Origin of the sequence: Parolsenella sp. LCP21S3_E11, assembly GCF_052118165.1 — a bacterium.
GTDB lineage: Bacteria > Actinomycetota > Coriobacteriia > Coriobacteriales > Atopobiaceae > Parolsenella.
Genome location: NZ_JBQKHS010000001.1, coordinates 726,128 through 752,720 on the forward strand (window position 1 = coordinate 726,128; position 26,593 = coordinate 752,720).

Annotated in this window: 28 protein-coding genes and 4 tRNA genes; 3 read left to right on the forward strand and 29 right to left on the reverse strand. The window is 61.9% G+C overall.

Translation table 11 applies throughout. From position 1 onward, the window contains the following. Positions 1-2: 2 nt before the first annotated feature. The 23 genes from ACTQ1Z_RS03200 to ACTQ1Z_RS03310 all read right to left on the reverse strand — a co-directional run bounded on the left by ACTQ1Z_RS03200 (position 3) and on the right by ACTQ1Z_RS03310 (position 18,775). Positions 3-803, reverse strand: a complete 801-nt coding sequence (locus tag ACTQ1Z_RS03200; RefSeq protein WP_441858647.1) for a pseudouridine synthase — start codon at positions 801-803, stop codon at positions 3-5. After that, a complete protein-coding gene (gene scpB, locus ACTQ1Z_RS03205; protein ID WP_441858649.1) occupies positions 796-1,470 on the reverse strand; it encodes an SMC-Scp complex subunit ScpB in 675 nt (224 codons plus the stop codon). The genes ACTQ1Z_RS03200 and scpB overlap by 8 nt, the downstream gene beginning before the upstream one ends. Beyond that, complete coding sequence (locus ACTQ1Z_RS03210; protein ID WP_320678980.1) at positions 1,470-2,279, reverse strand: segregation and condensation protein A; 810 nt, start codon at positions 2,277-2,279, stop codon at positions 1,470-1,472. The genes scpB and ACTQ1Z_RS03210 overlap by 1 nt, the downstream gene beginning before the upstream one ends. Position 2,280: 1 nt before the next feature. Next, positions 2,281-2,976 (reverse strand): site-2 protease family protein, encoded by a 696-nt coding sequence (locus ACTQ1Z_RS03215; protein ID WP_320678979.1) that lies wholly within the window; start codon positions 2,974-2,976, stop codon positions 2,281-2,283. Continuing rightward, complete coding sequence (locus tag ACTQ1Z_RS03220; protein WP_441858652.1) at positions 2,976-4,985, reverse strand: ABC-F family ATP-binding cassette domain-containing protein; 2,010 nt, start codon at positions 4,983-4,985, stop codon at positions 2,976-2,978. The genes ACTQ1Z_RS03215 and ACTQ1Z_RS03220 overlap by 1 nt, the downstream gene beginning before the upstream one ends. Before the next feature lie 27 nt (positions 4,986-5,012). Continuing rightward, the gene (locus ACTQ1Z_RS03225) at positions 5,013-5,387 is read right to left on the reverse strand and encodes a VOC family protein (RefSeq protein ID WP_441858654.1); all 375 of its coding nucleotides are present in this window, start codon (positions 5,385-5,387) and stop codon (positions 5,013-5,015) included. 118 nt (positions 5,388-5,505) lie between these two features. Then, positions 5,506-5,581 (reverse strand) — tRNA-Ala (locus tag ACTQ1Z_RS03230). Positions 5,582-5,585: 4 nt separating this feature from the next. Further along, positions 5,586-5,660, reverse strand: a tRNA-Val gene (locus tag ACTQ1Z_RS03235). Positions 5,661-5,820: 160 nt separating this feature from the next. Beyond that, a complete protein-coding gene (locus tag ACTQ1Z_RS03240) occupies positions 5,821-6,792 on the reverse strand; it encodes a hypothetical protein (protein WP_441858656.1) in 972 nt (323 codons plus the stop codon). 338 nt (positions 6,793-7,130) lie between these two features. Next, positions 7,131-7,206: transfer RNA gene (locus tag ACTQ1Z_RS03245), tRNA-Ile, on the reverse strand. A gap of 44 nt (positions 7,207-7,250) precedes the next feature. Continuing rightward, a tRNA-Ala gene (locus ACTQ1Z_RS03250) sits at positions 7,251-7,326 on the reverse strand. 110 nt (positions 7,327-7,436) lie between these two features. Then, positions 7,437-8,591, reverse strand: coding sequence for a pyridoxal phosphate-dependent aminotransferase (locus ACTQ1Z_RS03255; protein WP_441858658.1), 1,155 nt, complete (start codon positions 8,589-8,591; stop codon positions 7,437-7,439). Positions 8,592-8,596: 5 nt separating this feature from the next. Continuing rightward, positions 8,597-10,306 carry a proline--tRNA ligase gene (locus ACTQ1Z_RS03260; RefSeq protein ID WP_441858792.1) on the reverse strand — a complete coding sequence of 570 codons (1,710 nt, stop codon included), beginning with the start codon at positions 10,304-10,306 and terminating at the stop codon, positions 8,597-8,599. A 108-nt stretch (positions 10,307-10,414) separates the two neighbouring features. Further along, complete coding sequence (gene ispG, locus ACTQ1Z_RS03265; RefSeq protein ID WP_441858660.1) at positions 10,415-11,512, reverse strand: flavodoxin-dependent (E)-4-hydroxy-3-methylbut-2-enyl-diphosphate synthase; 1,098 nt, start codon at positions 11,510-11,512, stop codon at positions 10,415-10,417. Position 11,513: 1 nt separating this feature from the next. Next, positions 11,514-12,908 (reverse strand): M50 family metallopeptidase, encoded by a 1,395-nt coding sequence (locus tag ACTQ1Z_RS03270; protein WP_441858662.1) that lies wholly within the window; start codon positions 12,906-12,908, stop codon positions 11,514-11,516. Further along, a complete protein-coding gene (gene dxr / locus ACTQ1Z_RS03275) occupies positions 12,905-14,101 on the reverse strand; it encodes a 1-deoxy-D-xylulose-5-phosphate reductoisomerase (RefSeq protein WP_441858664.1) in 1,197 nt (398 codons plus the stop codon). Before dxr ends, ACTQ1Z_RS03270 begins: the two co-directional genes overlap by 4 nt. Next, complete coding sequence (locus tag ACTQ1Z_RS03280; RefSeq protein WP_441858666.1) at positions 14,098-14,976, reverse strand: phosphatidate cytidylyltransferase; 879 nt, start codon at positions 14,974-14,976, stop codon at positions 14,098-14,100. The genes dxr and ACTQ1Z_RS03280 overlap by 4 nt, the downstream gene beginning before the upstream one ends. Before the next feature lie 75 nt (positions 14,977-15,051). Continuing rightward, a complete protein-coding gene (locus ACTQ1Z_RS03285) occupies positions 15,052-15,834 on the reverse strand; it encodes an isoprenyl transferase (RefSeq protein WP_320678965.1) in 783 nt (260 codons plus the stop codon). Between the two features lie 33 nt (positions 15,835-15,867). After that, positions 15,868-16,413 carry a ribosome recycling factor gene (gene frr, locus ACTQ1Z_RS03290; RefSeq protein ID WP_293845157.1) on the reverse strand — a complete coding sequence of 182 codons (546 nt, stop codon included), beginning with the start codon at positions 16,411-16,413 and terminating at the stop codon, positions 15,868-15,870. Next, the gene (gene pyrH, locus ACTQ1Z_RS03295; RefSeq protein WP_441858669.1) at positions 16,413-17,141 is read right to left on the reverse strand and encodes a UMP kinase; all 729 of its coding nucleotides are present in this window, start codon (positions 17,139-17,141) and stop codon (positions 16,413-16,415) included. The genes frr and pyrH overlap by 1 nt, the downstream gene beginning before the upstream one ends. Before the next feature lie 251 nt (positions 17,142-17,392). Then, positions 17,393-17,581: a hypothetical protein gene (locus ACTQ1Z_RS03300; RefSeq protein ID WP_441858671.1), complete on the reverse strand. Its 189-nt coding sequence runs from the start codon at positions 17,579-17,581 to the stop codon at positions 17,393-17,395. Then, on the reverse strand, positions 17,581-18,393 hold the full coding sequence (locus ACTQ1Z_RS03305) for an N-acetylmuramoyl-L-alanine amidase (RefSeq protein WP_441858673.1): 813 nt from the start codon (positions 18,391-18,393) through the stop codon (positions 17,581-17,583). Before ACTQ1Z_RS03305 ends, ACTQ1Z_RS03300 begins: the two co-directional genes overlap by 1 nt. 1 nt (position 18,394) lies before the next feature. Continuing rightward, positions 18,395-18,775: a phage holin family protein gene (locus tag ACTQ1Z_RS03310; RefSeq protein WP_441858675.1), complete on the reverse strand. Its 381-nt coding sequence runs from the start codon at positions 18,773-18,775 to the stop codon at positions 18,395-18,397. Positions 18,776-18,872: 97 nt separating this feature from the next. On the opposite strand from ACTQ1Z_RS03310, the gene ACTQ1Z_RS03315 reads away from it, so the two are divergent. The 3 genes from ACTQ1Z_RS03315 to ACTQ1Z_RS03325 all read left to right on the forward strand — a co-directional run bounded on the left by ACTQ1Z_RS03315 (position 18,873) and on the right by ACTQ1Z_RS03325 (position 20,357). After that, a complete protein-coding gene (locus ACTQ1Z_RS03315) occupies positions 18,873-19,742 on the forward strand; it encodes a tyrosine-type recombinase/integrase (protein ID WP_441858677.1) in 870 nt (289 codons plus the stop codon). Positions 19,743-19,801: 59 nt separating this feature from the next. Then, positions 19,802-20,047, forward strand: coding sequence for a hypothetical protein (locus ACTQ1Z_RS03320; RefSeq protein ID WP_441858679.1), 246 nt, complete (start codon positions 19,802-19,804; stop codon positions 20,045-20,047). Positions 20,048-20,216: 169 nt separating this feature from the next. Next, positions 20,217-20,357, forward strand: coding sequence for a hypothetical protein (locus ACTQ1Z_RS03325; RefSeq protein ID WP_441858681.1), 141 nt, complete (start codon positions 20,217-20,219; stop codon positions 20,355-20,357). Here the strand turns inward: ACTQ1Z_RS03325 and ACTQ1Z_RS03330 are convergent. Genes ACTQ1Z_RS03330 through ACTQ1Z_RS03355 form a run of 6 tightly spaced genes read right to left on the reverse strand, consistent with a single transcriptional unit; the run spans position 20,354 to position 26,588 of the window. Then, positions 20,354-21,130 carry a hypothetical protein gene (locus ACTQ1Z_RS03330; RefSeq protein WP_441858683.1) on the reverse strand — a complete coding sequence of 259 codons (777 nt, stop codon included), beginning with the start codon at positions 21,128-21,130 and terminating at the stop codon, positions 20,354-20,356. The genes ACTQ1Z_RS03325 and ACTQ1Z_RS03330 overlap by 4 nt on opposite strands. After that, positions 21,127-21,363 (reverse strand): hypothetical protein, encoded by a 237-nt coding sequence (locus tag ACTQ1Z_RS03335; protein WP_441858685.1) that lies wholly within the window; start codon positions 21,361-21,363, stop codon positions 21,127-21,129. The genes ACTQ1Z_RS03330 and ACTQ1Z_RS03335 overlap by 4 nt, the downstream gene beginning before the upstream one ends. 10 nt (positions 21,364-21,373) lie before the next feature. Then, positions 21,374-22,339 carry a hypothetical protein gene (locus ACTQ1Z_RS03340; protein WP_441858687.1) on the reverse strand — a complete coding sequence of 322 codons (966 nt, stop codon included), beginning with the start codon at positions 22,337-22,339 and terminating at the stop codon, positions 21,374-21,376. Then, the gene (locus ACTQ1Z_RS03345) at positions 22,330-23,190 is read right to left on the reverse strand and encodes a hypothetical protein (protein WP_441858689.1); all 861 of its coding nucleotides are present in this window, start codon (positions 23,188-23,190) and stop codon (positions 22,330-22,332) included. The genes ACTQ1Z_RS03340 and ACTQ1Z_RS03345 overlap by 10 nt, the downstream gene beginning before the upstream one ends. Then, complete coding sequence (locus ACTQ1Z_RS03350) at positions 23,177-26,269, reverse strand: tape measure protein (RefSeq protein ID WP_441858691.1); 3,093 nt, start codon at positions 26,267-26,269, stop codon at positions 23,177-23,179. The genes ACTQ1Z_RS03345 and ACTQ1Z_RS03350 overlap by 14 nt, the downstream gene beginning before the upstream one ends. Next, positions 26,262-26,588 (reverse strand): hypothetical protein, encoded by a 327-nt coding sequence (locus ACTQ1Z_RS03355; protein ID WP_441858693.1) that lies wholly within the window; start codon positions 26,586-26,588, stop codon positions 26,262-26,264. Before ACTQ1Z_RS03355 ends, ACTQ1Z_RS03350 begins: the two co-directional genes overlap by 8 nt. Between the last annotated feature and the right edge of the window lie 5 nt (positions 26,589-26,593).

The following is a 26,593-nucleotide window of genomic DNA, read 5'->3' on the forward strand; positions in this document are numbered from 1 at the left end:
CCCTACTCCCCCTTCGTCTGCGCGAGGAGCCTCTTGCGCTCATCGGCCGTAAGCTGACGCCATTTGCCAGGTTTGACATCCTTTAGCACGAGCGAGCCAAACGTGTCCCTGTGAAGTGCGATCACTTCGTGCCCCACTTCTGAGAGCATGCGCTTGACCTGGTGCTTTCGACCTTCATGAATGGTGAGGCCAACGAGTGAACAGCCCTTGGGAATGCCTCTTGGGCAAACGGCGCTTACAAGGGGCGAGCTGGCCTCGATTCGCTCGACCTTCGCCGGTGCGCAGGGGCCGTCATCCAACGTAATGCCACGCTCGAGCCTGTCGATCGCGGCACGAGAAAGGCTACCCTCAACAAGTGCGACGTAATGCTTGTCCTTCTCGAATGAGGGGTGGAGAAGTCTCTGCGCCGCTTCGCCATCCGTCGTGAAGAGGAGGATTCCCGTGGTGTCGCGGTCGAGTCTCCCCACGGGAAAGAGCCCCGGATACTGGTCCTTGGGAACCAGGGACGCCACACACGGCCTCCCGGCCGGGTCGCTCATGGTGGTCACATAACCTGCGGGCTTATTGAGGATGATGTACACGGCCTCATCGGCGAGACGCACCTCTCGGCCGTCAACGGTGACGACGTCAACGGTGGGATCGACCTTGCTGCCGAGCTCCGTCACGACGACGCCGTTGACGCGAACGCGACCAGCCGTCATAAGGTTCTCGGACCCCCTGCGGCTGGCGGCGCCCGCTCGAGCAAGAAACTTCTGGAGACGCATCGGAACGACGCGCTCCTCCTGGCTGGCTTGTTTACTCATTCGCGGCATCACCGGTCGTGTCATCCGAAAGGAGCTCGCGCTCTTCCTCGAAGTCAGCCTCCGCCTCTTCGAGGGTCGACTCGATGACGCGGCCGCTCAGACGCTCGCGGATGAACTTCTTCGACTCCTCGTCAGGGGCGAACTGCTCGAGATCCGGCAGCTCGCGAAGGCTCTTGAGGCCGAAGCGCTCGAGAAACGCCTGCGTCGTTGCATAGCGAATGGCTTGAGCGCGCTGAGGGTCTCTGCCCGCCTCTCGGACGAGGCCCTTGTCGACGAGGGACGCGATGACGCCGTCGGAATTGACACCGCGGATCGCCTTGACGCCCTCGCGGGTGACGGGCTGGTGGTACGCGATGACTGCAAGGGTCTCTAGTGCCGCCTGGGAGAGCTTCCTGGTGTCCCAGCTCATGACAAGTGCCTCGACCTGGTCGTGGAAGGCAGGATGGGTGAAGAGCCTCCAGCCCCCGGCGACCTCACGAAGCTGGAAGCCGCGGTTTGCGTCAGAGTACTCGGCTGCCAAGTCGGCAAGGGCCTCAGAGGTTTCGCCTGGGGTAATGCCGAGCACCACCGCAAGGTCCGTCGCGCTGACGGGATCGCTTGACACGAGAAGCATCGCCTCAAGCGCGCCACGAATCGAATTGGCGTCGAGCTTATCCAACTCCTGCATTAGTACTCTCCTTCCAGCTCGGCTAGCGCCGTCGCGTCAATTTCGTAGGCGGGCGCGCCCTCGATGCGGTCGATCTCGATTTCTCCAAAGGTCTCAGCCTGCGAGAGCGTGACGGAGCCAAGCTTGTAGAGCTGAAGGATCGCGAGAAACGTAACCACAACCTGCTCGGGCGTTCGTTCTCCGTCGAGGAGCTCGTTGAACGTAAGGTGGCCGCGTGAGCGAGTCACGCGATCGACGGAAGCCACGGTAAGCGCGACCGGCAACCTCTTTGGCGCGATGTGCTCCGCCTCGAGAAGGAAGCCCTCTCGCCTACTGTCTAGGTCCGCGCAGATGACAGCGAGCCCCCTCAACGTGATGCCCTCAAGGTAATCAGGGACGACGTGGAGAAAGTCTGGGTCGGGACCCGCGACACGCGGATGCATGCGCGCCTCAGACTCCATGCGGCTTCCAAGAGCCGCCGCGGCATTCCTAAACTGCTTGTATGCGATAAGCCTGGCGACAAGGACCTCTCTCGCTTCGTCTGCGGTCAGGCCCTCGAGGTCGTCGTCCTCGTCTTCCGCCGTCTTGTGAACGGGCGTGTCGTCGGGAACGAGCGACGCAGCCTTAATGTCCAGGAGCGTGGAGGCGACCAGGACGAAATCGCTTGCGACGTCGAGGTCAAGCTCCCCCATCCTCTCGACCTCGGCTAGGTACTGGTCCGCCACCTCAGAGATGGAAATAGCTCCGATGTCCACCCGCTGCCTGCTCACAAGCTGGAGGAGCAGGTCAAAAGGACCTGAATAGGCTTGGGTCTGAATGCGGTAGCTCACGTCACACCCCCATGAGCAGGTTGTATAGACCACCGGCTGTGAACTCGAGATATGCCCCAACGGGATCAAGGCCAAGCTTGGGAAGGGCATAGAGCAATACGAGGAGGATGGGCATGGCGTAGTTCTGGACCCGATAGTAGCGCCTGAGAGTCTCGCCCTTTAGGAAGTAACAAAGCACCTTTGACCCATCCAGAGGCGGAAAGGGAATCAGATTAAAAAAGGCTAGGGTGAGATTGATCCACACGTAGGTAGAGAAGAGGGACAGAATTAGAGCCATAGGGGTATAGCCGAAGACCACGGGTCCCGCGGAAAACAAGCCGGGATCGCGCTCGATGGCTCCCCACACGAGGTTAAAGAGACCCGTGCCAATACAAGCCTGGAGGATGTTGGATGCGGGTCCGGCGAGCGCTACGAGAACCTCGTCGCGCCTTGGGTTTTTGAGGCGATTCGGGTTGTAGGGAACGGGCTTTGCGTACGCGAAGACGAACCCGCCTAGAAGCTCCATGAGGATCGGCAGAACAAACGAACCAAACCCGTCCAGATGGCGAGCTGGGTTTAGCGTCAGCCTACCTGCCTCCTTCGCCGTGTCGTCCCCACAGAGATGAGCCACCCATCCGTGTGCGACTTCGTGCACGACGGCAGACAGCATGAGCAGAACGACCGTAATCGTGATGGTGAATAGCCGGCTCGGGGACATTACGCTCCGATCCCACTCTGGGCTTCCTCGAGGGCGGTCGAAAGCTCGAGCCACTCCTCTTCGAGCGCCGGAATCTTCTTCTTGAGAGCGTTATACTCCGACATCGCCTCGTCAAATTTCTTTGCGTCGGCGTAGAGCTCCTCAGAGGCCATAAGCTCCATAAGCTCGTCGTAACGCTTGTGAGCGGGCTCGAGGGCGGCCTCAACCTCCTTGAGGCGCTTCTTAGTGGACCGCATGGCCTTGGACGCCGCGTTTCTCGCCTCGGCTTCGGCGCGACGCTGCTCCTTGGTCTTTACGTTCCTGCCGCTGGTCTGAGCGGGCGCATCGGCTGCCTTTGCCTCGACCGCCTTTGAAGCCTTGGTGGTAGCAGGCTTAGCGTCCTCCGCCTCCGCAGTCTCAAGCTCGGCGCGCTTGAAGAGGTAGTAGTCATAGTCGCCGTCATAAACGGTGACGCGACCATCGCGGACCTCGACGACCTTGTTGGCCACGGCACGCACGAGGTGCTCATCGTGGCTGATCAGGAGAATGGTTCCCTTGAAGTCCACCAGGGCCTGCTCCAGCACGTCGACAGAGTCAATGTCGAGGTGGTTGGTGGGCTCGTCGAGGCAAAGGAGCGGGTCGGGCGCTACGAGCATCTTCGCGAGGGCGAGACGAGCGCGCTCACCGCCGGAGAGAACGCCCACACGCTTCTCGACGTCGTCGCCATGGAAGAGGAAAGCACCAAGGAGGCGACGCTCCTCTGAGCTCGTCCAGCCGGGAGCCGCCTCGTCCATCTCACGCATGACGGTGTTTGATTCGTTGAGGGTCTCGAGCTGGTGCTGGGCGTAGTAGGCGCTCGTCACGTTCTGGCCGAGCTCGATCTTACCTGCATCTGGAGTCTCGAAACCGAGAGCGAGCTTCATCAGGGTCGACTTGCCAGCGCCGTTGGGACCCACGAGCGCGACGTGATCGCCGCGATAGAACGTCACGTTGGCGTCGCCGTAAACGAGGTTATCGTCAAACGCCTTGCGAACATGCTCGATGGATATGACCATATCTCCCGTGCGGGGAGGCTCCGGGAAACTGAAGTGAACGTGTTTGGATTGCTCGGGGAGCACGACGAGCTCGCTCTTGATCTGCTCGATCTTCTTCATGCGCTCCTGAGCCTGAGCAGCCTTCGTGGGCTTGTAGCGGAACTTGTCGACGAAGACCTGCATATGAGCGATCTCGCGCTCCTGAGCAGCGCGCTTGGCTCGCAGCTGCTCGAGATTGTCCTCACGCTGACGAAGGTAGCTGGAGTAGTTGCCCGTATACGTTGTAAGTCGACGGTTCTCGAGTGCTGCCACGTGGGACACGCAGGCGTCCATGAACGCACGGTCGTGGCTTACGAGAAGAACGGCACCGTCATAGCCGGCGAGGAACTGCTCGAGCCACTTCACGCTTTCGAGGTCGAGGTGGTTCGTGGGCTCGTCCAGGAGCAGCAGATCGGGATGGCGAAGAAGGAGCTTGGAGAGGGAGATGCGCATCTGCCACCCGCCCGAGAAATCCTCCGCGGGCTTGTCGAGGTCCTCTACGGGGAAGCCGAGACCGCAAAGGATGGCTCGGGCCCGACTCTCGAGCTCATAGCCGCCCAGCCTCTCGAACCTGTCCTGAGCATGGCCATATTCATCCAGGAGCGGCTCAAGGCCCTCGCCTTCGCCAGCGTTGGCAATTTGCGCTTCGAGCTCCGAGATGCGAGCGCCGAGCGAGCGAATCTCCGTCGCCGACGCCATAACCTCCTCGAGGGCGGTGTCATGGCCGGCGAGCTTAGCCTCCTGCTCTAGGTAGCCGACGGTAGCCCCCTTCTGAAAGCTAACGGTGCCTTCATCCGGGGTCTCGGTTCCCATGACAATCTTGAGAAGCGTCGTCTTGCCGGCGCCGTTAGGGCCAACGAGGGCCCAGCGCTGACCCGCATTAAGCTGTAGCGTCGCACCTTCGTATAGGGTGCGACCACCAAACGATTTGGAAACCTTATCGGCAAGAAGAATCAAGGCACTCTCCTGAGCTTGAATCTGGGGCTAGTTCTGGCAGAGATGAATGGCGAATCCGGCGATCTCGCGCTTGAAGTAGACGAGCTTCGTTGTGCCATCAGGGTTGAGAGCGCGGGAATCCTCGTTGATCTCAAAGCCACGAGCGGCAAACCACTTCTCGGCGGCAGGAATGTCATTGACGCCAAATCCGATATGCCCCTTCTCGCCGCGACCGCAGCCGCTCATAACCTCAACGAGCGTGTCCGCGAACACGGAAACGGGAGTCTTGACCGGAGCGAGCCCCATGAGAGCCTCGAAGAGGGACGCAATCTCCATCGCCTCTTCAGGACTTGCGGCGTTGATTCCAACGTGAGCCACACGAAGACCAAAGGCCTCGACGGGATTGCTGGTGTCCTCGGACATACGAACCTTCTCTCCGGCGCAAGGCCTAAATCTCACGATGCTGAAGTGGCGTTCAACTCACTCGCAGCATCATCGCATAACAAAAAGGCCGGAGCAAAAGCCCCGGCCTCGTCGTTTATGGTGGAGAATAGGGGGTTCGAACCCCTGACCTCATGACTGCCAGTCATGCGCTCTCCCAACTGAGCTAATTCCCCGAAGTGGTGGGCGATGCTGGATTCGAACCAGCGACCCCATCCGTGTGAAGGATGTGCTCTACCCCTGAGCCAATCGCCCACTTCGGCTGCCGTCGCAGCGGAAAGGAGTCTATCACAAGCACTTGAATGTATGCAAGCGAGAAATTGAATGTCATATTAATTGGTGTCAAACAGGCAATGAGACAAACACGCCAAAGCATGGACATGGTTAGTTTGCAAGGCGCAATAAGAAGTGCGAACTAGAGCGCATGCAGACGATCGAGGCTGCGAGCGTAGAACACACCCGCTGCATAAAGCGCGAGGTCAACAACTACGCAGAAGACGTCGCCCGCAGCGAGCGCCCTTCCCTGCCACCACCAGAGAAAGACCGGAATGAGCGTGAGGGCAGATATCACGAGACCGACTCCGCTAAGAATTGAAAAAGTCTTTAGGTTACGGCCACCCGCAAGGGCGAGCTTGCCATAGCGGCCGGTAACAAGGAGATAGATACCGACGAGGCAGACGTCCGCGCCGGCAATAACGTTGCGGAGACTTTCTGCGTCGCCGGTGACATAGCCCCTGCCAAAAACCTGGGAAACGCCGCTGAGAAGACGAAGCAGGCCCCAGACGAGCATGATCGTGGAGTATCCCCTCAGGAGGCGGTATAGCTCCTTCGCATCCTTAGAAAGAGACTCCTCAAGTTCCTGTTCAAGGCCAATGGCCTCAATCGCAGATACGCTGCGCTTGGATGACGAGGTGGCTACTTCCTCGGTATTAGGCGCGAAACGCGCGACTTCGAGCAGCAGAAAGCCAGAAAGGCCTACGGATACGATCGAGGAGATGGAGCTCGTTGCGTTCTGCTGGAATACCGAGAACAGGAGGTCTACGAAGCTGAGGGAAAAGACGATGCGCCCGTACTTAGTTGCGCTATCGCGAATACCCGGATTACTCGGCATCTTAAAAGCCCGTATTCCGAAAAGTGAACCTACAAACGCGACTGCGGCAAAGATGACCCAAGAAGCCACGAGGAGCACCCATACCGAAATCCGAAATCCCAGAACCTGAGTAGTTGGATATAGCTCAGATGCGGTCGAGACTAAGCCGGCATAGGCAAGAGTCGTATAACCAAGAGTTACGGCGACACACAGCAGAGAGATGGCCAGCCATACAAGATAGGCGCAGGAAAGCGGTCTGATCAGGGACATTCTGCCCCTAGAATCCGTCTCTCCCATTACCAATCCTCCCGTGTCGCTTCCGTCTGTTTGTCAAGTATAGCCAGACTGAATGGGCTGCGCATCGCGAGGCCCGCGAGCAGGCTGCCGGAGGTGTACGCAGTCGTGCTCGACTACGTGCGCGGGCGCTGAGGCGTTCAGGAGGCGGACGTCGTGAGGTCATTCTGGCCGGGCGCGACTTCGAGTCGTTCGAGTACCCGGAGGGCTGCGTCGTGGCCGACAACCCGCCGTTCTTCATCTTCGCCAGGATCCAGGACTTCTACCTGGAGCGCAGCATCGGACTCTTGAAACGAAAGCGGGTCGCAGAGCACATGCGCCCTACGACCCGCGACTAATTCTGGTGGGCCCAGCAGGATTCGAACCTGCAACCTGGGGATTATGAGTCCCTCGCGCTAACCGTTGCGCCATAGGCCCGTTAACAAAAAGGGCGACGACCTAAGCCGCCGCCCCCTCATCTATGGTGGAGAATAGGGGGTTCGAACCCCTGACCTCATGACTGCCAGTCATGCGCTCTCCCAACTGAGCTAATTCCCCGAATTGGTGCGAGAGAGATATTACCAAACCTTACAAGTCGCGCAAGTCAGAATTTAGAATTTCTTTCTAGCTCGAACAAGAACATACGGACCTCCAAGGACTTGCTCGCACTAGAAAGAAACCCCTCCGAGAGAACCAGTGAACTCCCCTAGCCTCTCTAGGCCTGTCTCTAGGTCGCTATCGCTTACGCAATACGAAAGGCGCGCGAATCCCTCGACCCCAAAACAAGAGCCGGGAACGAGCGCAACTCCAGCTTCCCTAATCGCTCGCTCGCAGAATTCCTCCGAACTCATGCCAAACGAATCAATTCGAGGGAATGCGTAGAACGCTCCACCGGGAGAATTAAACGAAAGCCCCATAGCATCGAGTCGCGAGCAAACGAGATCGCGTCGGGTTTTATAGGTGTCAACCATTTCGTCAATCCCAAGCCCAAGCGCAACGACGGCTGCATCCTGCAGAAACGCCGGAACGCTTGAAACGAGATATTGGTGCATCTTCTCGACTTGGGACTTAATTGAGGGAGCCGCCGCGAGCCAGCCAAGACGCCATCCCGTCATCGCCCAGGGTTTGGAAAACGAGTCCACGACGATGGTCCGTTCGCGAAGCTCTGGATGACGAACGGCAAAGCGCTCGTATCCGGCGTCATAAACAAGTCTGTTGTAGACGTCATCGCAGATGACGCAGAAGCCATGGCGGACAGCACAGTTGGCAACGGCGTCTAGCGTCTCCGGGGTATAGATGCAACCAGTTGGGTTGTTGGGAGACGTAATGATGATCGCTCGCGTGCGTGGCGTAATGACTGATTCGAGCTCTTCCTCACGAATCTGAAACCCGTATTCGCTTGTGTCTAGCGGAACGTATGTCCCGTGAGCGGCACGCACGATCGTCTCATAGAGACTAAACGCCGGAACCGGCACAATGACCTCGTCGCCGGGATTTAGCAAAGCGAGGAGAGACGCTGACAGCGCTTCCGTGGCTCCACAAGTAACGATGAGCTCATCCACGTCGTATGAAAGCCCGTGACCATGCATGTAGGCGCTTAGGGCGGCAAGCAGCTCGGGGCGTCCGTTGCTGGGAGGATAGTGCGTTAGACCGCGCGACAGCGACACAGCAACCGCCTCGCGAATTGGCTCCGGAGTGTCAAACTCGGGCTCACCAAGAGTGAGCTTGACACATCCCGGAGTCTGGTTCGCGAGCGCGGTGAAACGGCGAATGCCGCTCGTCGCCAGACGGGCAAGGTCAGTATTTGTCTGGCATGCAGACATAAGAACTAAGCCCTGGCAGCGAGAACGAGCCGAGCGACCTTCTCGGCGACCTCATCGATGGCGACCTCGGAGCGCTCGCCGGTGGCACGGTCCTTGAGTTCGACGTTGCCGTTCTTAACGGCCTTCTTGCCGCACACAATCTGGTACGGGAAGCCCATGAGGTCGTTATCGGCAAACTTGACGCCAGGGCGCTCCTTGCGGTCGTCGACAATGACTTCGATGCCCATTTCGGCAAGAGCGGCGCTGACCTTCTCCGCGACGGGCCAGACGAGATCGTCGTTAACGTCAAGCGGGATGATCGAGACCTCGTACGGGGCGACAGAGACAGGCCAGATGATGCCGTTCTCATCGTTGTGCTGCTCAACAATGGCGGCAAGCGTACGAGAGACGCCAACACCGTAGCAACCCATGATAAGGGGCTTCTCCTTGCCATCCTCGTCCATGAAGTAGGCACCCATTGCCTCGGAGTACTTGGTGCCGAGCTGGAAGACCTGGGAGACCTCAATGCCGCGGGCGGAGGCGAGCGGACGTCCGCAGTGAGGGCAGGGATCGCCGGCGACGACGGTCACAAGGTCAGCCCACTCGTCAGGGGTGAAGTCGCGGCCTGGGCAGGCGCCAGTGAAGTGGTAGTCGACCTCGTTGGCGCCGCACGTCCAGCTCTTGGAACCCTCGAGGCTCTTGTCGCAGACGAGACGAATGCCCTCGGGGAGGTTCACGGGGCCGATAAAGCCCTTGAACAGGCCATTCTCCTCGAGCTCCTCGTCGGTCATGAGGCGATAGCCCTTGCCAAAGACGTGCTCCGCCTTGCAGTCGTTGAGCTCGTGATCGCCGGGGACGATGGCGACGACAGGGTTTCCCTCGGCGTCGATGATGGCGAGGGCCTTGCGCGTGCCGTTCTCGGGGAAGCCGAAGAACTTGGCGACGTCGGCGATGGTGCCAAGACCCGGGGTCTCTACCTTGGTGAGGGTACCGTCGCCCGGGCCCTCGCTGACGTTAACCATCGTGCTCGCCGCTTCATCGTCTGCAGCGAATCCGCAATCGTCGCAATAAACGAGGCTCGCCTCGCCGGCATCCGCGAGAGCCATAAACTCGACGGAAGTATCGCCGCCAATCTCTCCGCTGTCGGCGACGACGGGAAGGGCCTTCAGGCCGCAGCGCACGCAAATGTTGGCGTACGCCTCCTTCATCTTGTCGTACTCCTCCTGTAGGCTCTCCTGAGTGGCAGAGAAGGAGTAGGCATCCTTCATGATGAACTCGCGCCCGCGCATGAGGCCGTAGCGAGGGCGGAACTCGTCACGGAACTTGTCCTGGATGTGGTAGAGGTTAACGGGTAGCTGCTTATAGCTCCTGAGCTCGTTGCGAACGAGGGCGGTGATAGTCTCCTCGTGAGTCGGGCCAAGGACGAACTCGCGCTCGTGACGGTCGTTGAAGCGGACAAGCTCCTTGCCATAGGCATCGATGCGGCCGCTCTGGCGCCAAAGGTCCGCGTCGACCATGATGGGCATCATGAGCTCCTGGGCGTCATGCGTGTCCATCTCGTCGCGAACGATGTTCTCGATCTTGCGGATGGAGCGCCAAGCCAGAGGCAGATACGTGTAGAGGCCAGCAGCCTCCTTACGAATCATGCCCGCGCGAAGAAGCAGGCGATGGCTCGCGAGCTCGGCCTCGGTGGGATCCTCTTTGAGGGTGGGGGCGTAAAGACGGCTCATCTTCATTGGGTTCATAACTGTATCCTTTAATCGGCGCTATTGGCGCTCGTTAATTGGCCTAGTCATTCTAACGCGAACCGGACAAAAGGCCCAAGCTTGCGAGCGGTCCGTTGTTTATTCGAAACGCGCGTGAATTTCGGCGAAAAGTTCGTCGACTATGCGATCCTCGGGGACCTTCCGCAGGGTCTCTCCCCCAGCGATGATTAGCCCGGTGCCAAGTCCGCACGCAACGCCGATGTCGGCGCCGCGCGCCTCGCCTGGGCCGTTGACGATACACCCCATGACGGCAACGGAAATGGGGGCTGAGATCTTCTGGAGTCTCTCCTCGACCTCGTTGGCGATCTCGATAAGGTTGACCTGGCACCTGCCGCAGGTGGGACAGCTCACGAGCTCCGGAGTGCGACGCCGCATACCGAGGGACTGCAGAAGCTCCCAGGCGACGGGAACCTCCTCGGTGGGTGGAGCGGTGAGGGAAAGGCGCATGGTGTCGCCAATACCCTCAGAGAGCAGCACGGAGAGCGCCGAGACGTTCTTAACCGTGCCCTGGCGAATGGTGCCCGCCTCCGTAACACCAAGATGGAGTGGCACATGAGGCAGGACTCGGGAAAGCTCGCGATTGGTGAGAATCGTCGCGGGAACGTCGTGGACCTTGGCGGAGAGAACGATGTCTCTGAAGCCGCGCTCCTCGAAATGCCGCACGAAGGAGACGGCGCTCTGGACAAGCTTCTCGGGTTGCGTCAGGTCTTCGCGCGCATCGATCTCCTTGTCGAGAGAGCCAGCGTTCACTCCGATGCGAATGGGGATTCCAACCTCCCCTGCCGCGTCGATGACGGCATCCACACGATCGAAAGAGCCGATGTTCCCGGGATTGATGCGAATGCCGGCAGCACCGCGACGCGCCGCCTCGATAGCAAAGCGGTGGTCGAAGTGCACGTCAGCAACGACGGGGATAGGCGACTCGGCGCACGTCTCGGCAAAGCCGTCGAGTGCATCAGCGTGCGGAATCGCAACGCGAACGATTTCACAGCCGAGCTCAGCGAGGTCATGGATCTGCGCTAGCGTCGCTACGGGGTCGGTCGTGGCGGTGGTGCACATGGATTGGACCGACACGGGAGCTCCCCCGCCAACAGGAACGTTACCCACGAGCACCTGATGAGTGAGTTCCCTAGGAAGCGGGGCATCCTGCTGGGACGGAAGTCGAAGGTCGAGCATGCTAACCTCCAAAGATAATTCGAACGATGTCCTGCTTCAAGACGAAGAAGAACAAGATCATTGCGAGAACAATGCCCAGGTAAGACAGGGCATTCTGAACGCGTATCGAGACATCCCTGCGAATAAGCAGCTGTATGACCTCGATGAGAAACTTTCCACCGTCAAGCGGAGGAATGGGAATGAGGTTCATGAATCCGAGCGAAAGCGAAATCGCCGCCATGAGGAACAGGAAGTCTCTCGCACCCGAAGCGGCAGCCTGAGATGCCATAACGGAAATGCCAACGACGGACGAAGACTGCGAGACAACCTCGGCAGTGTGGGCGGGTTGGAACAGCCGTGCAATATAGGACACCGTTGCCGTCACATAGTTGTGGGCGGCCTTAATGGAGTCGGCAACGCTTGGGTGCAACGTCGTAACGACGGCCGTGATGCCAAACTTTCCAGACTCAAGCGGGTTGTTAGCTGGGTCAACGTCGCCTTCGAGTTGCTGGCCATCGCGATTGAACTCCACGGTGAAAGTCTGGCCAGACGCTAGGCACTCGTTGAGTTGGTCGCATAGCTCCACCCAGGTGGAGACCGACGTTCCATTGACGGAGGAGATTCGGTCCCCTTCGGTCAGACCGCACCGCTCGGCAAGCGAACCCACCTCAACGAACCCGATTTCCGGCACGTTTTCGACGACTTGGACTCCGCCGATCGAAAGGCAGCCAACGATTAGAGCAATGCCAAGAACGACATTGACCGCGGGGCCTGCCACTAGGGTCAACACGCGAGCAAAGAACCCTTTGCCCTGATACGTCCGTGACCGCTCTTGCGCAAAGAACGCGTCGGCTCCACCATCAGGAAGGGCATGACTCTCCCCCGCCTTCGTAGAGCCGGGGAGCGAGAAGTCGTGGCCTCGATCGAACGCAGTCAGCAGGTTCGCATCGCGCTCTACGGTCTGAACTTGCTCTGGCCATGTCTTTTGGCTTGGGTTTTCTCCAAGGCTCTCATCGTAGTACGGCTCTATAGACGCCCAATCAACCAGCACGGAAAGAACGTCGACGAGCTCATTCGTATCCATGGCAAGGTCTTCGGAGAGTTGAGAGATTTTGATGCGTCCGACACGCGCGACGGCGGAAAGAACCTCGGCAGCACGTGTGCCTGCAGGGCCATTCATGCCGCAAATGCGGTTGTATCCCCCAAGGAGTATGGGAGTAATGCCAATCTCCGTACCGCGCGTCCTACTCTTGTACGAAAGCTTATAGCGACAAGGCATGCCGAGAAAGAACTCTGTTACGCGCATGTCGAAAGCCCTGGCGGCAAGAAAATGCCCTCCCTCATGAAGGAACACGAGTATCGAGAGAAGGAATATCCCCCAAAAGGCTGCCGAGGCAAAAGATGAGAGCCAGCTCATGCAAGCTCCGAGACAAGAGCACGAGCGCGACTGCGCGAAAGAGCGTCAACCTCGGCTATCTGTTCGAATGAGGAGAGCGGCTCGACCTCCGTCATCTCCATCACGCGCTCGACAACGCGATCGATGTCGCAGAACCCACAGGCGGCGTTTCTAAAGGCCTCGTTTGCCACTTCATTGGCTGCGTTCATCGCACAGGGAAGCGTGCCTCCCGTACGGCCCGCCTCAAGCGCGAGAGGGAGACAGCGGAACGACTCGACATCAGGCGCGGAAAAGGTGAGGGGCTCGCTGGAGCGCCAATCCACGTGGGTGGCCGGGCTTTCCCAGCGCTCTGGATAGCTCAAAGCATATTGAATGGCGACTCTCATGTCTGAGGGGCCAAGCTGCGCCTTAACCGAGCCGTCCGAGAACTCGACGGCGGAATGTACCTTACTCTGCCTGTGAACGAGAACATTGATGTCGTCAATGGGAACATCGAAGAGATGATGCGCCTCGATGACCTCGAGCCCCTTGTTCATCAGGGTTGCGCAGTCGATGGTGATCTTAGATCCCATTTTCCACGTGGGGTGCGCGAGAGCTTGCGTCGCGGTGACATTTTTGAGTTGCTCGCGAGAGCTGCCGAAGAAGGGTCCACCAGAGCAGGTGAGCCAAATCTTCGAAAGGTCCTCGCGCCTCTCCCCAACGAGGCACTGATAGATGGCGTTATGCTCAGAGTCGACGGGAAGGACCCTGCCCGGCTTAGCCATGGGCATGAGAAGGTCCCCGCCGATGACAAGAGCCTCCTTGTTTGCGGGCGCCCAAATCTTGCCGCAGCGAAGGGCCTCCGCGCTCGCCCAGATGCCAGCTTCGCCAACTACGGCAACGAGTACGCAATCGACGTCCGGAAGGCTGGCAAGACGCGTGACGGCGTCCTGGCCAAAACCAATGTCGCATCCCTCGGGAAGCTCCTCGAGAATCGGGTCGTCCTTGCGGGCCTCGTCTGCAACGGCAACATGGGGCACGCCAAATTCCCGAGCAACTTCTACAAGCCCCTTGCAGGAAGAGTTCACCGCGATGGCAGTAAGTTCCACCTTGTCAGGGTGCATGCGACAGATATCAAGCGTTTGGGTGCCAATAGACCCCGTGCAGCCCAAGAGGGCCAGACGAGTCGGGCGACGCCTTTCAAGGCTTGAGGTCATGTCCTCGAATATGCTCACAGAATCCCTCCGATGTGCAGGACGAAATAGGCGGTCATGGTTGCAAAGAGCATGGAATCCGAGCGATCCAAAAGGCCTCCATGACCAGGAATTAGGTTCCCGGAGTCCTTTACTCCAACCGCGCGCTTGAGGCGGCTCTCAAAGAGGTCGCCGATGACGCCAGAAACGCCGCAGATAAGACCCCCGATGAGTGCGAGGAGCAGGCTGATCCCACATACCTTGAGCGCGTAGAGAGCAATCCATGTCAGGCAGCTACCAAGAAGACCGCCGACGAAACCCTCCCAGCTCTTATTGGGAGAGATGCGGGGAGCCATCTTATGCTTTCCAAATTGCGACCCGAATATATATGCAGTGGCATCGTTAACCCAGACAGACCCCATGACGCCGAGCGTTAGGAGCGCGCCTTCAGTTCCAAGGTACGAAGCCCTGATAACGACGACAGATGAGAACAGCAGGCCTGTATAGGCAGCCCCGAATACCGTAATCGCCGCATCAGAAATGCTAGCTCTAGGAGTGAGGACGTACCAAGTGCCAGCTGCGAGCATGAGCAGGAGCGTAACTCCAGTCTGACCCTCAACGGAGACTAGCGCAGCAAGCGGATACAGAGCGGCGGCAGCTAGTCCGATAAACTCGTTAGGCATCCTGCCACCCAGACGAGCCATGCGGTAGAACTCAGACCCACAAAGCCATGACATAGCGGAAACGAGGAACATCGTGGGAACTCGACCCCAAAAGAGGCAGACGAGAATAATCGCGGCATAGAGAAGACCATACGTCGAGCGAGTAATGAACTTCTCAGCACTCGACCGAAAACGTTGACTACGAAGGCCACCGATGACGCGCGCGTCTTCACGGGCCGCTCGCCTGCGCTCCATGGTATCCGACACCTTATTGATGCCGACAGGACCCTTGGATTGCGTCTCCTTGTCGCGATGTTCTTCTGTAGACAATTAGGCTTTCACCCCGCCAAAGCGACGGTCTCGGCCCTGGAAGGCCCTAATGCCACGAAGGAGTTCCCAGCGATCGAAATCTGGCCACAGAGTATCTGTGACATAGAACTCGCTGTAAGCAAGCTGCCAAAGGAGATAGTTAGAAAGTCGAAGTTCTCCGGAGGTTCGAATGAGAAGCTCCGGATCAGGAAGATCGGCGGTATAGAGCGAGGCCGCGACAGCACCCTCATCGATATCCTCGATATTAATGTCTCCACTTGCCACGCGAGCCGCGAGAGTGCGGGCGGCACGGGCGAGCTCGGCCCTTGCGCCGTAGTTCACAGCAAGGGCGAGCACCATGCCCGTGTTACCCGCAGTCTCAGCAAGACCCTCCTCGAAGACATCGCGCGTCTTCTCTGGAAGAGCCTCGATGTCTCCGAGAAATACAAGCCTGACGTTTTCCTGATGGAAAAGGGGGAGTTCCTTGAGAAGCGTGGTGGCGAACAGATGCATGAGGAGATCGACCTCATGCTGTGGACGCTTCCAGTTCTCGGTTGAGAACGCATATGCGGACAGAACATCAATCCCGAGTCGAACGCAAGCGGTGATGGTTTCGCGAAGACTGGAAATGCCCGCGATGTGACCCTCTCCCCTCTCCTTGCCCTGGCGGGTGGCCCAACGGCCATTGCCGTCCATGATTACGGAGATATGGCTGGGGAGATGGTCGAGATTGACATCAGACAGCGAGATGTCATCTGGTGCATCGGCAAAGTATTCGATCAGCTTCTGCTCGTCGCGCAGCACGTTCTGCTCCTCAAATAAGTGGTGGACAGGCTCCTAGATCTCCATTACCTCGGCTTCCTTAGCCTTGGTAGCCTCGTCGATCTTAGCGACGAACTCGTCAGTCAGCTTCTGGATGACAGCCTGCTCGCGACGGACGTCGTCCTCGGAGAGCTCCTCGTCACGCTCGAGCTTCGCGTTTGCCTCGCGACGGACATTGCGCACGGCAACACGAGCCTCCTCGGCGTAGGTGCGGCATTCCTTAGCGAGCTCCTTGCGACGCTCGCCCGTCGGCTTCGGGAACGGGAGGCGAATGACAACGCCGTCATTCGACGGAGTGATACCGAGGTCAGACTGGGAGATGGCCTTCTCGATGGCGTTGAGGCTGCTCTTATCCCAGGGCTCGACGCAGAGCATGCTAGCCTCGGGAACCTTGACACCGGCAAGCTGCGTAACCGGGGTCGCCTGACCGTAATAATCAACCATGATGGAATCAAGGATGTGCGGGTTGGCGCGACCGGTACGAACGCGCGCGAAGTTGGCCTTAAGAGACTCGAGGCACTTGTCCATGCGCGTACGCGCGTTGTTGGTGATCTCGCTCATTAGTGGGTCTCCTCCCCATAGACGGTGGTACCAACCGGAAGCCCCTGGAGGGCATCGGCGAACACGTGCGGCTGGTCAATGTTGAACACGATCATAGACATGTTGTTATCGCTGCAAAGAGCCGTAGCGGTTGCATCCATGACCCTAAGATCGCGAGTAAGGACCTCACGATAAGTAATCTGGTCAAACTTCTTGGCATCGGGGTGCTTCACGGGGTCAGCGTCGTAGATGCCGTCAACCTTGGTGGCCTTCATGAGGCAGTCAGCATCAATCTCGCAAGCGCGAAGAGCAGCTGCGGTGTCCGTCGTGAAATACGGGTTGCCGGAACCGGCCGCGAAGATTGCGATATAGCCCTTCTCGAGGTGCTTGATTGCACGACGACGAATATAGGGCTCACACACCTCGTCCATCTTGATGGCGCTCATCACGCGCGTAGTCATACCGTGACGCTCGAAACTGTCCTGAAGGGCAAGAGCGTTCATGACAGTGGCGAGCATGCCCATATAGTCTGCCTGGGCTCGATCCATGCCGCCAGCGGCGCCAGACACGCCACGGAAGATGTTACCTCCACCAACGACGATGCCAATCTCGATGCCATCATCGTGGATGAGCTTAATCTCCTCAGCAAGGTGGTCGACGACCTTGGGGTCTACGCCATAGACGCCGCCACCCATAAGGGCCTCACCAGAGAGCTTGAGCAACACGCGCTTGTACTTATAGTCCGTCAAGGAGACTTCCCTTCCTCAAGGTGTCGATTCTTATTGATTATATACGGTAGTTCATTCTTATAACTGTAATACGTTCTAGCTGCGGTTATTCATTCTAACTTCGTGCAATTTACGATTTTTCGCGCCATTTTGGCCGCATTCGGGTCCCATTTTGGAACAAAAAGCCCCTCCCCGCCCGAAGGCGGAGAGGGGTCAGTCGCAGTTGGTTCGAGTAAGGTTCGAGCTAATCCTTCGGGGCGCAGGTGTCGCACCTAGGGCAAGGCGCCCTCGATAACGATGTGGGTGGTAGCCTCGGTCGCTGGATTGTCCGTCACGACTGGCCTGAGGTCGGAGTCGGGGCCGGACGCGCAGGCGGACAAGGTCTCGGCAAACATGACGGCCCACAGCGCGAGCTCGAGCGCCAGGAATGCGAGCAGCACGCCCACGACGCGCCGCACCACTAGCCCACCCTCACGAGGTAGTCATCCGACTCGGGCTTGCCCGTGGCCCTGCCGACGGCGACGTAGCGGAGCTTGCCGCTCGTGGAGCCGGTGTAGCGGCCCCAGATGTATCCGTCGGACGACTTGTACCAGTCATCGAGCACGACGGTCTGGCCCTTGTGGTACCGGGCGACGACGGAGCCGGAGAGGCCCGGCGTGTCGCGGACGTTGAGCGTGCCCACGGTGCAGCGGTAGGTGCCGCCCTCGAAGCCAGTGGAGCCTGAGCCGGACGCGCCACCCTCTGGCTCGGACGGGGCGCTCCCGGGCTCGATGCCGAAGACCTCGAGGTAGACCCTCGCGATGTCGTCCACGTGCGAGTTGAAGTAGGCGAGGTCGACGTCGCTGTCGATGAAGCCGTTTTCTACGAGCCGGTAGTTGATGCCGCGTCGCGCGGCGCGGTTGACGTTGGCCAGCTCGGAATGGTGCACGATCTTCTCGGCGCGGCCCGGCATCATGGCCGAGAGCTTGTCGGCAAGCGCCTTGTCGTACTCGTCAGCCGCGAAGCCTGACTTGATGATGACGTGGGCGCCGTGCGCACCCGGCACGCCGGAGGCGTCCATGTGCAGCTCGACCACGGGCGCCGATGTCTCGAGGCGGCTGATACCGCCGTCGCGGTACCAGTTGCGCGACGTGTCGCCAAGCTCGACCTCGGAGCCGCCGAGCGCCTTGATGCGCGCGCCCAGGGCGCGCACGCGCTCGGCCTCGGTGTAGCCGCCGCCGTCCGCGCCGGGGTCGCCCGCGCCGTGTCCGCAGATGACGAAGAGCTTGGCCATGCTACTCCTCGCCGCCCTCGTCGTGCTTGAAGACCCGCATGAGCGGGGTGTCGCGGAGCTCCGGGTAGGCGGCGCAGACGTTCTCCATGCAGCTCGCCACCTCCATCACCGCGATGTATGCGCAGACGACCGTGACGGTCACGCCGCCGAAGCCGAGTCCCGCGACGTGCTGCGCGCCGGCCTCGACGATGACCGCGAGCACGATCACGCAGAGCAGCAGCGCCTTGTGGCCGAGGCCCTCGCGCATCTTGGAGCTCGACACGTCGCCGCGCACGACGGCGCCGACGAACCCCGTGACGAAGTCCATGAGCATAAGGACGCACGCGAGGCCGATGGCCCAGACCTGCGCGTCGTCGAACTGGATGAGACCGATGTCGGACATGATGTCCCCTTCCTTCCGATTGCTTGCTTGCATGCCGAAAATCCCAGTACGGAACCCCGCGCATGGGGCGCGGGCGCACTGGGATTTGGAGGACGATATGAGGTTCGAGGTTGCCGTCGCCGAGTACATGGAGGACCGCGCGAGGCGTCTCCGCAGGACCACGCTCGAGGGCTACGAGAGCGCCGTCAGGTGCCACCTCGCGCCGCGATGGGCGGGCCGCGAGCTGGAGGGGATAGGCTTCGAGGAGCTCCAGGCGTGGGTCGACGGGTTCGAGAGGCCCGGCGCCGCCGAGAAGGCGTTCAAGACCTTCCGGCAGGTCTACCGGTGGGCGCTGCGGCGCCACCAGCTGCGCGTGTGGGACGTGACGCAGGGAATCGAGCTGCCGCGCAAGCCGGTCGTGAGGAGACCGACCCTGCGAGCCGTAGAAGAGCGGCAAATGCTCCGCGAGATAGCGGGCCAGGAGTTCGAGCCCGTCGTCCTGCTCGCGGCCGCGCTCGGGCTGAGGCGCTGCGAGGCCTGCGGTGTCGAGTGGCCGGACATAGACTGGCGCGGCGGATGGGTCCACGTGCAGCGCGGCAGGCACTCGGTCCGCGGCGGCGAGGACGTCACCCCCTGCAATACGAGGCTGTCAGACAGGTGGCTCAGGCTGCCGCGGTGGGCACTCGAGCGGCTCCGCGCGATCCGCGGGGACAGGAGGCGCGGGAGGACGTGCGGCCTCTCCCCCAACGCCGTGTCGGCAAGGTTCAGGCGCTTCTGCGCCGCGCGTGGCCTGCCGTGGGTGCCGGTGACGTGCCTGCGGCACTCGTGGGCCACGATCGCGCTGGAGGCGGGGGCCGCCATCGAGGACGTGAGCGTGGCGCTCGGCCATTCGACGGTCAACACCTGCATACAGCACTACCTGCAGAGCTTCCGGCAGGTGGTGTCCAGGGCGGGCGACTGCTACTCGAGGGCGCTGCTGGGGTCGTAGAGGATTCCGTATCCCTTTACGAGACGACGAACTGGAGCGTCGTCCGCGTGGGCATGACCGTGTACGTCAGAGCGGCGCAGATCATCGCGGAGCCCTCCTCCGGAATCACGTGCGGCTACACCATCCCGGAGGAGCTAAGGCCCTCTCACGCCTGGTCGGCCGCGATGGTCACCGAGTACGGCGGCGCGGATAACTCTTACCGCCTGTTCGTCATGCCGGACGGAACCATCAGGGCGCAGAGCATGGGCGGCAAAACGGACAATCAGAACCACTTCGCCTCGCTGTCGTACCCCATCGGCATGTGATTCCGTATCCCCCGTCAAAAAGCAGGTCTTTAACGACCTCATCGTCGAGGACTTCAAGCGCGGCGGGTGCGTGACTGTCCACATCAGCGGAAGCAATTCGCTTACGCGTGCGGTGAACCCAATCAAGGTCGCGTAACTCGCCGACGGTTGCGCCCCGCGCGTGCGGGTCATGACACTGTTCGGCGTCAACGACCATGCCTGGGGCATGGCCCGCGTCGATACCGACGGAAGCGTCTACCTGACGCAGCTGTACAGACAGGACGAGATCGTGTGGGCCACGGTTGACGTGAGTGTCACGTTCGCCGTCTAGCCGGCCAGGAAGCAGACCTGTCCGGAGAAGTCGCCTCCGGCCTTGGCCATGCAGATCACGGTCCCGTCGGTGTGGACGGAAACGTATCCCGCCGAGGTGCCGTAGGAGATTGCGCCGACCACTTCGCGCGTCGGCTTCACCGGCAGCTTGCCCACCGTTCGCGGCACGTTTGCCTGAAGCGTCATGTTCTGGATCTGGAGCACGCGCAGCGGCCCGAAGCGGTACAGGTAGCCTCCCGCGAACGGCTGCTCGCCGCCGTGGGATACGGAATCCCCGAGGGTCCTCAGACTAACGACGGAGGGCAGCAGGAGCCTTGCCGTGGGTGTCAGGCCGGAGAGGGAGACCTCCGCGACGGCCACGGTGGCGGTGAGGTCGCCGTCGAGGATGTTCCCTGCGACGTAGTCCGGCGCCTTGGCCTCCGCCTCGCTCGCGGCGGCGGTGCCCTGGAGCACGGACCACGCGCCCTCCTCGACGTTTCCGTTGGACGGGTCGCGCTTGTAGGTGTACGTCACGAGGTCACGGCGGAATGCGCCCTGCGAGCCGTTGGCGACCTTGACGCTCTCGGCCTCCTTGACGCGGACCTGGCGCCCGTCCATGAGGAAGACGCCGGTGCCGATGCGGACGGTGTTGGCGTCCGTCATGGTCACGGCCAGGCCCTCGCCGACGTCGAAGGCGAAGCGTCCGCTGCCGAGCGCGCCGGCGTAGAGCGCGCCCACGTCCTCGCTGCCGATGTGGTTCTTCCCCGCGTGGGCCGTCACGAGCTCTGTCGTCACTTGGCATCACCCTCAAGTAGCCTGTCGATTGACTCGGCGTACGCCTTGCGCGCGGCGTGGTAGGCGATCGAGTGCACGGGGCACAGGCACACCTTGCGGGTGGTGCCGTCGGACCCCTCCACCTCGCGCTGGACCTCCCAGCCGTAGTTGTCCCGCTCGTCGACGGGCACGGAAAGCTTCAGTCCGCAGCCCTTGACGTCGCACTCCATGTTGCAGTAGCCCTCCTCGTACATGGGCTCCTCCTCACTCGGTCTCGTAGCTCACCGTGGCCGTGCCGTACCTGTCCACCTTGAGCACCTTCTTCGCCACGGTCGCCGTGGCCGATATCCCCGTGCGCTGGTCCGTGCCGCCGACGACGTCGCCGATGTCGAACCGGTCGTCCGACGCGCCGAGCGTCACGCTCACCGACTGCGCTTTCGCGTAGTAGTCCTTGAGGCGCTTGGTTCCGTCCTCCACGAGCTTCGCCCGGTCGGCGCTCGTGTAGTCGTAGTACTCGGAGCGCTCCCTGACTCCCCTGTACGTCTGCGTCTCGCTGACGTTGCCCCTCTCGTCCAGGTAGAGCTCGGCGCTCACGCGGTTCTGCTTCTCGTCCTGCCCTCGGGCCACGAGGTGGTTCACGAACTGGGCGTCGTCATCCACGAGCACGTCGACGAGGTCGCTGTCGAACTCCTCGTCGCGGCTCCAGTCCCTGACGGGGAGGGCTGAGAGCACGGCGCGCTCGCCGTCGTGGCGCACGCGCAGCTTCGCGCCGGCCGAGGCGAGCATCGCGCGGACGCCCGAGTAGCCGTCGCAGTACAACTCGAACCGGTAGCCCTTGACCTGGATGCGGCTGTCCTCGGTGGAGGCGGCGAGCGCGTCCCCGAGGCCCATCCGGGCGACGAGCTGGCGCAGCACCGCGTTCGCCTCGCCGGACACGGTCAGGTGGTCCTGGCCGGAGTCCGGCACGAGCACCTTGCGGGCGAGCATCCCCGTCCAGGTGGGGCCGCGCCACCTCACGAGCCCGTCCTCGCTCTTGACCTCGGTGAGCATGCCGCCGTACTCGGTGCCCTCCGCGTAGACGTACCCCCAGCGCTCGAACTTTGGCTGGTTTGGCGCGTCGGGGAAGACGAGCTCGAAGTCGTTCTCGTCCTCGCCCCAGGCGAAGTCCGCCGACTCCGGGGAGAGGACCATGAGGTCGGTCCCGTCGCTTGTCTTGAGCACTAGGTCCACGGCAGGCCTCCCCTGCGCTCGATGAGCGTGACGTCGACGCCGAACGACTGCGGCCACGAGACGTTCTGCGGCCCCGGCTGCACGAGCTCGTAGATGTAGCTACCGGACCCCACGGAGCCGCGCGTGCGCTTCGAGAACACGTCAGTGACGTCTCCGTAGCGCCCGCGCAGGGTGACGGAGTCCCCAAGCATCGAGCCCTTGCGTGTCGTGTCTACGGTGAGGATGGCGCCCTCGGGGACCATGACGTTGACCTGGTAGGTGTTGTTTCCGATGCGCACGTAGGGCGATACGGCGTACCCGTAGACGCGCAGGCGCAGGTCGCACGGCGTCACGCCGGGCACGTCGATGTTGACGCCCGCGACTGACGACGTGCCGTAGTCGTGGCCGTAGTCGTGCGGGTAGTCTAGCGTCTCGTTGTCCATCTCGCGGCCCGAGTCCGGCAGCAGCTGGTACGTGGTCTCGCGCCGCCAGACCCCGTCGAGCAGCACGATGGTTAGCGTGGCGGCGCATGAGCCGCCACGGTAGACGCCAGACAGCTTGGCCTTGGTGACGTAGGCGCGCTGCGACCATCCGCCGCTCGAGAGCGTGCCGGGCTTGCCCAGCTCCATGTCGGCCTCGAAAGCGACCTGCGCGGCCTCTGCGGTCTCCGCCGTCATCCAGCAGGAGACGGCCTCCTCGCGCGCGCCGCGATGCGCGGCTGTGAGCGAGTCCGCCGACAGTTCGTATGCCCACTCGAACCCACGCAGCGACGCCCCGGTCCCGACGAGCGCCGACTTGGCGTCGTCGAGGCAGATGGGGCCGCCGCCCGTTCCCGGCTCGTACGTGAGCATGCACTCGTTAGACACTGGCACCTACCAACTTTCTACCGAGCCTCGCGGCCTCGCGTTCCCCGAGCACAGGCGTGCACGTGCTGATGATTCGCGGCAGGTGCTGTTCCAACCACGCGACGACTATGGCGGCGTCGCACGGTTGGTCGTCGCGCATCTGCTGGGCTATCTGGCGCGCGAACGGCTCCGAGTACTTGCTGTTCGTCAGCGGCACGATCGCCTCCGCCCCCGCCTCGCCAACGATGTCGAGCGGCACGGCGCGGGTGGCGATGGCGCCTCCCTGGGCGTGGAAGCGCGGGATGATTCCTCCGTCCGCGTGCGGGCGGATGCCGCCGCGGGCGTTGCCGAAGACCTTGGAGATGGTCTGTCTGATGTTGGCGAAGATGTCGATCTTGCCCGTCGCGCTGTAGTTGTTGAGTCCCCTACGGTTCCACTCGTCGCGCTGCCGGATTGAGCTGCTCATGAGGTCGTGGACGGTGCCGTCGGCGCTCTTGTAAAGCAGGTTCGAACCGTTCCACTCCACCTTGTGGCCCTGGGCGTCGGTGACGCTCACGTCGTCCACGACGGCGTTGCCCGCCTTGTCGAGCAGCTGCGAGCCGTTCCACGTGTACAGGTTGCCCTGGGCGTCGACGAGCTTGACGTCGTCGACGTTGATGGAGCCGTCCTTGTTGACGAGCGGGGTGCCGTTGTACATCTGCAGCATGGCGACCATCTGCGAGACGTCGCCGTTGCAAGCCTCCGCGAGCGCGCCAAGGTTGTCCGAGCCGATCTGGTTCAGCGTCTCGGTCGACACCCCCGCGTCGGCGAGGGCCTGCGAGAGGTCGGACACGTTGACGCCAACCCCGTCGAGCCTGTCGGCGAGGCCGTCCATGCCGTCGAGCGCGGACTTGATGTCGCCCGCGGCCTGCGCGGCCTTGGCGGCGCTCTCGTCCATGCCAACGCCCCACTCGCCGAGGTCGGACACGATGGAGGTCGTGGTGCCGTCGTAGTCGCGCGCCAGCCGCTCGAGCTGGTCGGCCGAGAGCTTGCCCAGGTCCTCCGTGCTCGCGCCGAGCGTGCGCAGGTCCTCGGTGAGCGCAGTCAGCGACTGCCCGTGGCTGGAGAGCTGGCTTTCGAAGAGCGGCCCCGTACCGTTGGCCCACTGCTGCATCGCGTCGTTCACGCCGTCGGTCGCGGCGGCTGCGTCGCCGAGCTGCGTGGTGTACTTGTTCACCGCGTCAGTGGCGCTGTCGTACTGCTGCTGCACGCTCTGGAGCGTGCGGCCCTGCTCCTGGCGGCTCGCAAGGTCCTCGGCCTGCTGGCGCGTCCATGACGGGTGGACGCCCATCAGGTGGTCGACCTGGTCGTTGTAATCGTTCTGCGCCTTTGCGAGCGCGTCCGCCGCGTCGGCCTGGTCGCTGTACGCCTCGGTGAGGTTCGCCGTGATGGCGCTCATCTGCGCGTCGCGCTTCTTGGCCTCAACGAGGTCGTCAATCGACTGCCTGAGGTCCTGGACGTTGCCCTCTCCGTCGGTGTACTTGCCGTTAAGGACGTCCTGGCTCGAGATGTTGAGCCCGAGCTGGTCGTTGAGCGTCGAGAGAGCCCACTGGAGCCGTCCCTGCGCCTCGGTCGAGAGGTCGGTCTTGCCGATGGAGTCGTCCACTATCTGCCGGGCCGTGTTGAGCTGCGAGATGGTCGTCTCGGCCGCCTCGGTGTTCTCGTTCATCCTGTCGACGGACTTGGCCATGCTCTCTGCGAGCTGGTCGACGGACTTCGCGGAGAACCCCGCGCTCTGGCCCACGCCGTCGATGCGGCCTCGGTAGTCGGACAGCGAGGTCGCGCGGGCCACGGCGTCGCTCAGGCCCTGGGTCGACTTGGCGAGGTTGTCGGTCTTGGTCTTCCACGTCGTGTAGGCCGTCACGCCAACGCCAACGGCGACGGCGAGCGCCCCGAGTCCGAGCGTCATAGGGTTGATCGCGAGTCCGACGGCCCCGAACGCCTCGGTGAGCGTGCCCGCGCCTCCCGCCGCAAGCTGGAACGCGTCGACGAGCTTGGGGAACACGCCGAGCCCGGACTTGATGGCCCCGAACGCGCCGGCTCCCTTGCTCATGGTCGCGAACGCGGCCCCCGCCGTGATGGCGGTCGGCGCCACGTCCTTGAGCGCGCCCCACAGGCCCTTGAGCACGGGCACGGCGGCCGGAACCACTGAGTTGAAGGCGGCGAAAGCCGCCTGGATGCCGGTCTTGATGTCGTTGATGACGCCGGAGATGTTCTCCTTGCCGATGGCGTCCATCGTGGCGGCGATGCCCTTGGTGACGGCGTTGCCCATGTTGTCGATGGACGTCCGCACGCCGCCGGCGGCGGTCTCGGCCTGGTCCTTGAAGCTCGCGAAGCTGCCGCCGCCCTGGGTGTCCAGCTCGACCATCTTGTCCATGAGCTGGTCGAGCGAGATCGTGGCCTCCTCGCCGCCGCCTCCGATGGCCTTGTACAGGTCGTTGGCGTTGGCGGTCGGCCCCAGCAGCGACTTGGCGAGCTGGTCCATCTGTCCGGGCATGGCCGTGGTGAGGCTGCGCCAGTCCTGCATCTCTGGCTTGCCCTTGGAGAGGATCTGGCGGAACTGCTCCATGGCGGCGCCCGCCAGTTCGGTCGAGCTGCCGGACGCGATGAGCATGTCGTTGAGCGCGAGCCCGACGTCCGTGGCCTTGTCGAGGTCGCCCGTCGTGGTGACGAGGCCCTGGACGAGGCTCACCATGCTGTCGAGCTTGGTCGGCAGCGTCGAGAGGCGGTCGCTCATCTTGGCGATGGAAGCCTCCGCGTCGCTCGAGCTGTAGCCCAGCGACTGCATGACCTTGGGGTAGTTGTTGAGCGTGTCGAAGCGACTCACGGCAGAGCCGACGTGGCTCGAGATGGAGTCCATCGCCTTGCTCGTGATGGTCGAGAACGCGCCGATGACGGCACCTGACGCGCCCAGTCCCCTGCCGAACCCGGAACCGGTCTTCTCGCCGAGCGCGGAGCCAGACGCCGACGCGGTCGCCCCCGCCGCGCCGAGCGCCCTGTTGACGCTCCCGGTCAGGTTGTCGAACTTGGGGACGATGAGAAGCGACGCCTTGCCTACGTTAGCCATCGTCCTCCTCCCACTTCGTGTTCTCTATCCGCTCGCGCACGGCGGCGGCGCGGCGTCGGGCCTCGTCGGCCTCGCGCATGCCCTGCTCGCGCTCCCACGGGCGCACGGCGTGCGGAGCCCTCTCCATGGCCTGGCGTTGCGTCACGCCTCCCGCCTGCCACGTAGCGACGGCCCACATCGCGTCGATGACGTCGGCGGCCCGCTGCTTCTCCGGGGACCACGCCCGCGATGGTGAGAGCGCCGACGCGGTGCGCGAGCCGTCCGGCAGGGTGGATATGAGGTCGACGGCCTCCGCGACCGGCACGTCCTCGTAGGCCACGTGGT